At 43.0% G+C, this 6,805-nt stretch carries 7 protein-coding genes; 4 read left to right on the top strand and 3 right to left on the bottom strand.

From position 1 onward, the window contains the following. Window positions 1-135 precede the first annotated feature (135 nt). A complete protein-coding gene (locus tag DD657_RS01460) occupies window positions 136-954 on the bottom strand; it encodes a NigD1/NigD2 family lipoprotein (RefSeq protein WP_068690529.1) in 819 nt (272 codons plus the stop codon). Between the two features lie 185 nt (window positions 955-1,139). On the opposite strand from DD657_RS01460, the gene DD657_RS01455 reads away from it, so the two are divergent. Beyond that, complete coding sequence (locus tag DD657_RS01455; RefSeq protein WP_287048157.1) at window positions 1,140-2,018, top strand: carbohydrate kinase family protein; 879 nt, start codon at window positions 1,140-1,142, stop codon at window positions 2,016-2,018. A 30-nt stretch (window positions 2,019-2,048) separates the two neighbouring features. Here DD657_RS01455 and DD657_RS01450 read toward each other — a convergent pair whose 3' ends face one another. Beyond that, window positions 2,049-3,305, bottom strand: coding sequence for a YeiH family protein (locus DD657_RS01450; RefSeq protein WP_287048155.1), 1,257 nt, complete (start codon window positions 3,303-3,305; stop codon window positions 2,049-2,051). 250 nt (window positions 3,306-3,555) lie between these two features. Next, on the bottom strand, window positions 3,556-3,816 hold the full coding sequence (locus tag DD657_RS01445; protein WP_502696211.1) for a pentapeptide repeat-containing protein: 261 nt from the start codon (window positions 3,814-3,816) through the stop codon (window positions 3,556-3,558). 298 nt (window positions 3,817-4,114) lie between these two features. On the opposite strand from DD657_RS01445, the gene DD657_RS01440 reads away from it, so the two are divergent. The 3 genes from DD657_RS01440 to clpX all read left to right on the top strand — a co-directional run bounded on the left by DD657_RS01440 (window position 4,115) and on the right by clpX (window position 6,799). Beyond that, window positions 4,115-4,840, top strand: coding sequence for a DUF4396 domain-containing protein (locus tag DD657_RS01440; RefSeq protein WP_287048153.1), 726 nt, complete (start codon window positions 4,115-4,117; stop codon window positions 4,838-4,840). 62 nt (window positions 4,841-4,902) lie between these two features. Beyond that, window positions 4,903-5,595, top strand: coding sequence for an ATP-dependent Clp endopeptidase proteolytic subunit ClpP (gene clpP / locus DD657_RS01435; RefSeq protein WP_021986741.1), 693 nt, complete (start codon window positions 4,903-4,905; stop codon window positions 5,593-5,595). Beyond that, entirely contained in the window at window positions 5,585-6,799 is a 1,215-nt protein-coding gene (clpX, locus tag DD657_RS01430) for an ATP-dependent Clp protease ATP-binding subunit ClpX (protein ID WP_068692222.1), read from the top strand. Before clpP ends, clpX begins: the two co-directional genes overlap by 11 nt. The last annotated feature ends 6 nt before the right edge of the window (window positions 6,800-6,805 follow it).

Genomic DNA, 6,805 nt, shown 5'->3' with positions numbered 1-6,805 from the left:
GTTGGCCGCTTTGGTATCTCCCCATCTTATCAAAGAACTGTTGTTTCTTTTGCGGGTACAAAGATAGCCCTTTGTTTTTAAACCGCAAATTTTTCACCTAAAAAATTACACATAACAAACCTACAATCTATAACTCTATTTCAGACTCTCTGATTGATAACGTTTTCCTGTTATAGAATACAATTTATCACCGGAATTTTGCGGTTCATCCTTGTACCAGGTAAGATCGTATTGCTTATCCCGTCCATTTTCCCGGTATTTTATACGAAGCTGTACAGAATCCTGTGCCTCTGTCTGAATGGAAGAGACCGGGAAAGCCACGACTCCACGATAGGCATAATTACTCATATCTCTGAATGCATTGTGACGGAATTCCAGCAGAATACGTCCATCCTCGGTTTTCTGCGGGTGTTGTGCCAGATTCACCATATGTTTCAAACCGGGCAGTCCCCCGCCGAATACAAAATCGAAAGTCAGATAATCGTGTTTAATCCAAGCCTTATCCAATATTACCGGATCGTTTCCCAAACTATCCGATATAGAGGCGGAAAAAGGAATAACATCTTTCGTCAGTACTTTATAAACATCCACAACTTTCACATAATAATCGTACATACTACTGGTGTCAGCATCTCCCAAGATTGAAAAAGTAACAATAACCCGGTCTTTGTCTTCCAGATAATTCGGAGAAACATTCGAGGCGGACGGAAATAACACCGCTCCTAAATCAGTACTGATCGTATAGGAGCTCCCTTCTTTATTTACGACACCGTAATCTCCGTAAAGATCGTTTAGACTATAACCGTCGTCATCGCAAGATGATAACAGTATATTCAGTAACAACAAAGTAAAAAATGCAATAAACAAATACTTCGCTTTTGTAAATCCTTTAAAAAAAGATTTGTTTTTATTTGCAGCAACCTGTTCTGTCTTCATTATACTCGCCGTTTTCATGCTTTTATTTTTTCATTATTGTTCATAAATTCTGTTTAATAGATGTATAAAAACAACAGAAGTTGCGTAGAATAAGAAATTTTAACTAAAAGAGGAAACTTATGGTTATCATTCCTCCTCCCATCGAATCAGATTCATTGAAAAATTAGTAATTTAGAGACGATTTTATACATACACGATCAATCATGGACAAACTTATCGTCGGAATCGGAGAGATTCTATGGGATATGCTACCCGAAGGAAAAAAACTGGGAGGTGCTCCCGCCAATTTTGCTTATCATGCCGGTCAGTCGGGATTAAACAGTTGTGTTGTCAGTGCAATCGGTAACGACAATGCAGGTCGGGAGATATTGGAACACCTGAAAATGAAAAAATTAAATTACAGTATCCGACAAACCGATTATCCGACGGGCAGTGTGTTGGTTCATTTAGATGAGGCAGGGATTCCGTGTTATGAAATCAAACAGCAAGTGGCTTGGGATAATGTTGCCTATACCCCGGAACTGGAAGAGATCGCAGCCCGAACCAATGCGGTATGTTTCGGTACGCTGGCGCAACGCGAAGAGGTGTCCCGCGTCACGATAAACCGCTTTCTCGACCGTATGCCAGACGGAGACAAACAATATAAAATATTCGATATCAATCTCCGGCAGCATTTTTATAACCGGGAAATACTCGCACAATCGTTCCGCAGATGCAACATTTTGAAGCTAAACGATGAAGAATTAGTGATTATCCGGAATATGTTCGGTTATAAACAAACGGATACTCAGGCTATCTGCAACGCTCTGCGCTCGGATTACGATCTGAAAATAGTGATTTTGACCTGCGGGGTAAACGGCAGTTATGTATTTACCTGCGAGGGAAATTCGTTTTACGAAACTCCCCGTATACAGGTACGGGATACTGTCGGTGCCGGAGATTCTTTCACGGCGACGTTCTGTGCAGCCTTGCTCAAAAACCGGAATCTCCGGGAAGCCCATCGTCTGGCTGTAGAAGTTTCAGCCTATGTCTGTACACAAGACGGCGCAATGCCCCCGTTGCCCGATCACCTGAAATATTAAACACAGAGCCCCTTCACCGGGGCTCTGTCCTTATGCAGTCAAAATTCCGCTGAACAATAACCAAGCCATTAAAAGCGTAAAAAACACATTGAATGTCTGTGCGCCGATAAAAGCATAGGTAGAGCGCCTGTTTTCCGAGGTCAGTAAACTGCGGAAATCGGTTTCCAGACCAATCGAGGTGAACGCCAAAGCAAACCACATCCCCTGAATATTTTTCAAAATAGGAGTAGTCTCTTTGACGACTTCAGGTGATACCGCAAAGGAAAAAATCAATGAAGCAGCCACAAAACCCAGGACAAATTTCGGGAACCGCAGCCAAATCACCTTTAAACCCGGTTTTTCTTCCTCAACACCTTCTTTTTTCGTATACGACCAATAAATACTGATGGCAAAAGCAGCCACTCCCAGCAATACATTCTGTGAAAACTTTACAATCGTGCTCGTCTGCAAAGCTACGTCCCCATAAATTGCCCCCGTAGCCGCAACAGCTCCTGTCGTATCGATCGTACCTCCGATCCAGGCTCCGGCCATCGGTTCCGACAACCCCATTAACTTCGCCAGTACAGGTAATATAATAATCATAGGCACCGCTACCACCATTACCAGCGACACGACATAAGACAGTTTTTTCTTATCTCCCTTGATAGCTCCGGCCGTAGCAACCGCTGCCGACACACCGCAAATAGATACGGCACTCGACAACATCAAAGCCATTTCTTTATCGATTTTCATTTTCCGGCAAAGCCAAAAACAAAAATTCCAAACCACAAACACCACGACACAAGACTGGATCAATCCCAGAGCTCCCGCTTCAAGTAAATCACCGAATAAAACATTTGTTCCGAGCAATACCAATCCGATCTTTACAAAAAGTTCAGAAGAAAGCGAATCTTTCAACCATTTCGGCAAGGTAAATATATTACTGATAAAAAGTCCTAGCAATAAACTGAATATCACGGTTTCGAATCCCCAGGTCTTTAAAAATTTATTGCCGCCGACAACCATCGCTATCAACGTCAGCAAAAAGACGACCGGGAAACTGTAAACCACTGCAGTCCATCTCTTACCGGAAAACAAACCGGCGATCAACGCCAGACAAAACATAAAACCGAATACGATCAGGGAATGCCCGACATTATCCAAGGCTATTACCTTATTCAACAATATTTCTGCATCCGGCCATGCAAACGAAGGCCAAGTCGGTTTAAACTGACACACAATCAATAAAATAATCAACCACCCGACAACCGTAGCCGTCCAATCTTCCGTTAATTTAAATCGCTTCATTTTTTTATCATTTTTTTCGCTGCAAAAATGAACATTCTTTCTCAAATTTTAATAGGCATTTTTGCTGATTCCCTCTTTATTTTAGACTCATGTTTTCATTGCCGGTTTACAATTTCAGGCCAGATCCGGCAGATTTTACAGACAAGAATGAACTATAGACGACCTCATATATCGCGAGGAAGCGACAGCCGACATCGATCCGAAAAAATGCAGCTCACACCCTATTTATCTACAAATCAACATCTTTCATTCAACCCTTCAGTTTAATTCCCAGATGAACAACTAACCCTTCTATGTTGAAACGGGAAAAAACGGCATTTTTCAGCTTATTATTTCCGGGAATAACAACCCTATTATAGGCTATAGAAAAGTCGGCCGCCGTAAGGTCCGTATTATGAAACATCGCTCCGGACAAATCACATTGTCCGAAAAAACTTCCTTGCAGATTGGCATTTGCAAAATCCGCACCTGCCATATCACACATTGTAAAAGACGTTTTTATCATTTTCATCTTTCTGAAATTGACATAACGCATCTGACATTGCCCGAAACGAAAAGAGGAAAAAAGATTGCAGGAAGAAAAATCCGTTCCCGTGAGTTTACATTCTTTAAAAAGAACATCGTAAAACGCCATATATTTTAGCTTGGAAAGTGAAAAATCACAAGTATCATAAAAAGCTGTTGTGTCTTTTTTACCGACACATATACATCGTCCCGAACCAAAGCAACAGAACAACAAACGTTATACTTTTCCTTTAAGCATTCAACCTTTTACCGGAAACTTCGTTAAACAAAAAAACAAAAATACAATGACAACCCTTCAGATTATCTCAGCTTTTTTTGTCATATCCGGTTTCGTATGTGCCGGAATTATCGCCTTGCATATACGGAAACACCCGCAACCGATGAGAATCATGGAAGCCGTATGGCCACTGACCGGACTTTGGGCCAGTTGGCTGGCCCTGTGGGCCTATTATGCTTTCGGGAAAGCATCCGCGCGTTCTGATTCTTCGATGAATATGAACGATATGCCCGGAATGGATAGGTCTGAAATGAACAGAAATCACATAAATAATAAAACCATCCGCCCCCATTGGCAGCAAACAACCCTTTCGACACTTCATTGCGGAGCCGGATGCTCATTAGCCGATATCACCGGGGAATGGTTCACCTTCTTTATCCCTCTGTATATCGGCGGCAGCCTGCTGGCCGGCCAATGGGTACTCGACTATATCCTGGCCTTAATCATCGGTATATTTTTTCAATATGCAGCGATACAATCAATGGAACATTTACCGATATTTCAGGGTATCTGGAAAGCATTTAAAGTCGATTTTCTTTCACTCACTGCCTGGCAAACAGGTATGTACGGTTGCATGGCTCTGTTTATTTTCGGATTCAACAGCGGTTTCCTTCCACCGAAAACCTCCTGGGAATTTTGGTTTATCATGCAACTCGCCATGTGTGCCGGTTTCCTGACCTCTTATCCTGTCAACAAACTTCTGATCAAAGCCAGTATAAAACACGGTATGTAGAAAATCTTTTTTTGTTCGGTTAGTTTTTTGTAATTTAGCCGTCTGAATTAAAAAAATAGAATATGTTTTCACAAGACGAATTCAAGAAATATGCTGTAAGACACAAAGGGATCAACAGTTTGACACTGGAAAAATTCCAATCTGTGACCAATAGCTATTTAACCCCGAATATCATTGAAGAACGTCAATTGAATATTGCTTCAATGGACGTTTTTTCCCGCTTGATGATGGACCGCATTATCTTCCTCGGTGTACCTATCGACGACGATGTCGCCAACATTATCATGGCTCAATTGCTGTTTCTGGAAACTTCCGATCCCGGAAAAGACATCCAGATTTATTTCAACAGCCCCGGAGGATCGGTTTATGCCGGATTGGGGATTTACGATACCATGCAATACATATCGTGTGATGTTGCAACGACCTGTACAGGCCTGGCAGCTTCTATGAGTGCCGTACTGCTGACCGCAGGTACAAAAGGAAAACGCTCGGCTTTGCGCCATTCCCGCATCATGATCCATCAGCCGCTGGGAGGAGCCCAGGGGCAAGCTTCAGATATCGAGATCACAGCCCGGGAAATACAAAAACTGAAAAAAGAATTGTTCACAATCATCGCCGACCATTCCGGTAATCCTTATAAGAAAGTAGAAAAAGATTCCGATCGTGACTACTGGATGACTGCCCAGGAAGCGATGGACTACGGCATGATCGATAAAGTATTAATCAGAGAAAAAAAGAATGAAAATGCAGGATAAGTGCTCGTTTTGCGGTCGTTTCCGCAATGAAGTCGACTTATTGATTGCAGGAACCGACGGATTTATTTGCGACCAGTGTGCTACCCAGGCTTTCGAGATCGTCAAAGAAGAGATGAAGAGTAAATCGACTCTCGACCTGAACAATATCGAAGTAAAAAAACCGATGGAGATCAAGGCTTTTCTTGACCAATATGTCGTGGGACAGGACGAGGCTAAAAAACACATAGCTGTTGCCGTATACAATCATTACAAACGACTCACCCAAAAGGGACAGGACGACGATGTGGAAATCGAGAAATCCAATATCATCATGGTCGGACGCACCGGAACCGGAAAAACACTTTTGGCCCGCACCATTGCTAAAATGCTGCACGTGCCGTTTACGATTGTGGATGCTACGGTATTAACGGAAGCGGGGTATGTCGGAGAGGATATCGAATCGATCCTGACCCGCCTGTTACAAGCAGCCGACTACGACGTCGAAGCTGCTGAAAAAGGAATCGTATTTATCGACGAACTGGATAAAATCGCCCGCAAAGGCGACAATCCGTCGATTACCCGCGATGTAAGCGGAGAAGGGGTGCAGCAAGGACTTCTGAAATTACTGGAAGGCTCGGTTGTAAATGTTCCTCCCCAGGGCGGACGTAAGCATCCCGAGCAAAAAATGATTCCCGTAAATACAAAAAACATATTGTTTATCTGCGGAGGCGCTTTCGACGGTATCGAGCGTAAAATTGCATTACGCCTGAATACCAAAGTAGTCGGATTTAATGCCAGCCAGAATAATGCCATGATCGACCGGGACAATTTCTTACAATATATCGCTCCCCAGGATTTGAAAGCTTTCGGACTGATACCGGAAATCATCGGCCGGCTTCCGATTCTGACCTATCTGGAACCGTTGGACAGGGCAACATTGCGGAATATCCTGACAGAGCCGAAAAATGCTATTATCCGTCAATATATCAAGCTGTTCGAATTGGACGGCATTGCCCTGAAATTCGATGAAGAGGTATATGAATATATTGTAGACAAGGCTGTCGAATTCAAACTCGGGGCACGCGGATTGCGCTCTATTTGCGAGGCCATCATGACTGATCTGATGTATGAGGTGCCCTCGGGGACTCAAAAAAGCATTACAGTAACCAAAGCTTATGCAGAGAAGCGACTCAGCCACCTCAATGCACAACAACTAAGAGCCTGAAATAAA

The organism is Culturomica sp., assembly GCF_003524185.1.
GTDB lineage: Bacteria > Bacteroidota > Bacteroidia > Bacteroidales > Marinifilaceae > Culturomica > Culturomica massiliensis.
This window is presented reverse-complemented; position numbering and strand designations above follow the sequence as displayed.

What these genes read in the sequence shown, in the direction of transcription:
- DD657_RS01460 (WP_068690529.1), bottom strand. Translation starts at nt 954, where the DNA reads ATGAAAACGGCGAGTATAATGAAGACAGAACAGGTTGCTGCAAATAAA.
- DD657_RS01455 (WP_287048157.1), top strand. Translation starts at nt 1,140, where the DNA reads ATGGACAAACTTATCGTCGGAATCGGAGAGATTCTATGGGATATGCTA.
- DD657_RS01450 (WP_287048155.1), bottom strand. Translation starts at nt 3,305, where the DNA reads ATGAAGCGATTTAAATTAACGGAAGATTGGACGGCTACGGTTGTCGGG.
- DD657_RS01445 (WP_502696211.1), bottom strand. Translation starts at nt 3,816, where the DNA reads ATGAAAATGATAAAAACGTCTTTTACAATGTGTGATATGGCAGGTGCG.
- DD657_RS01440 (WP_287048153.1), top strand. Translation starts at nt 4,115, where the DNA reads ATGACAACCCTTCAGATTATCTCAGCTTTTTTTGTCATATCCGGTTTC.
- clpP (WP_021986741.1), top strand. Translation starts at nt 4,903, where the DNA reads ATGTTTTCACAAGACGAATTCAAGAAATATGCTGTAAGACACAAAGGG.
- clpX (WP_068692222.1), top strand. Translation starts at nt 5,585, where the DNA reads ATGCAGGATAAGTGCTCGTTTTGCGGTCGTTTCCGCAATGAAGTCGAC.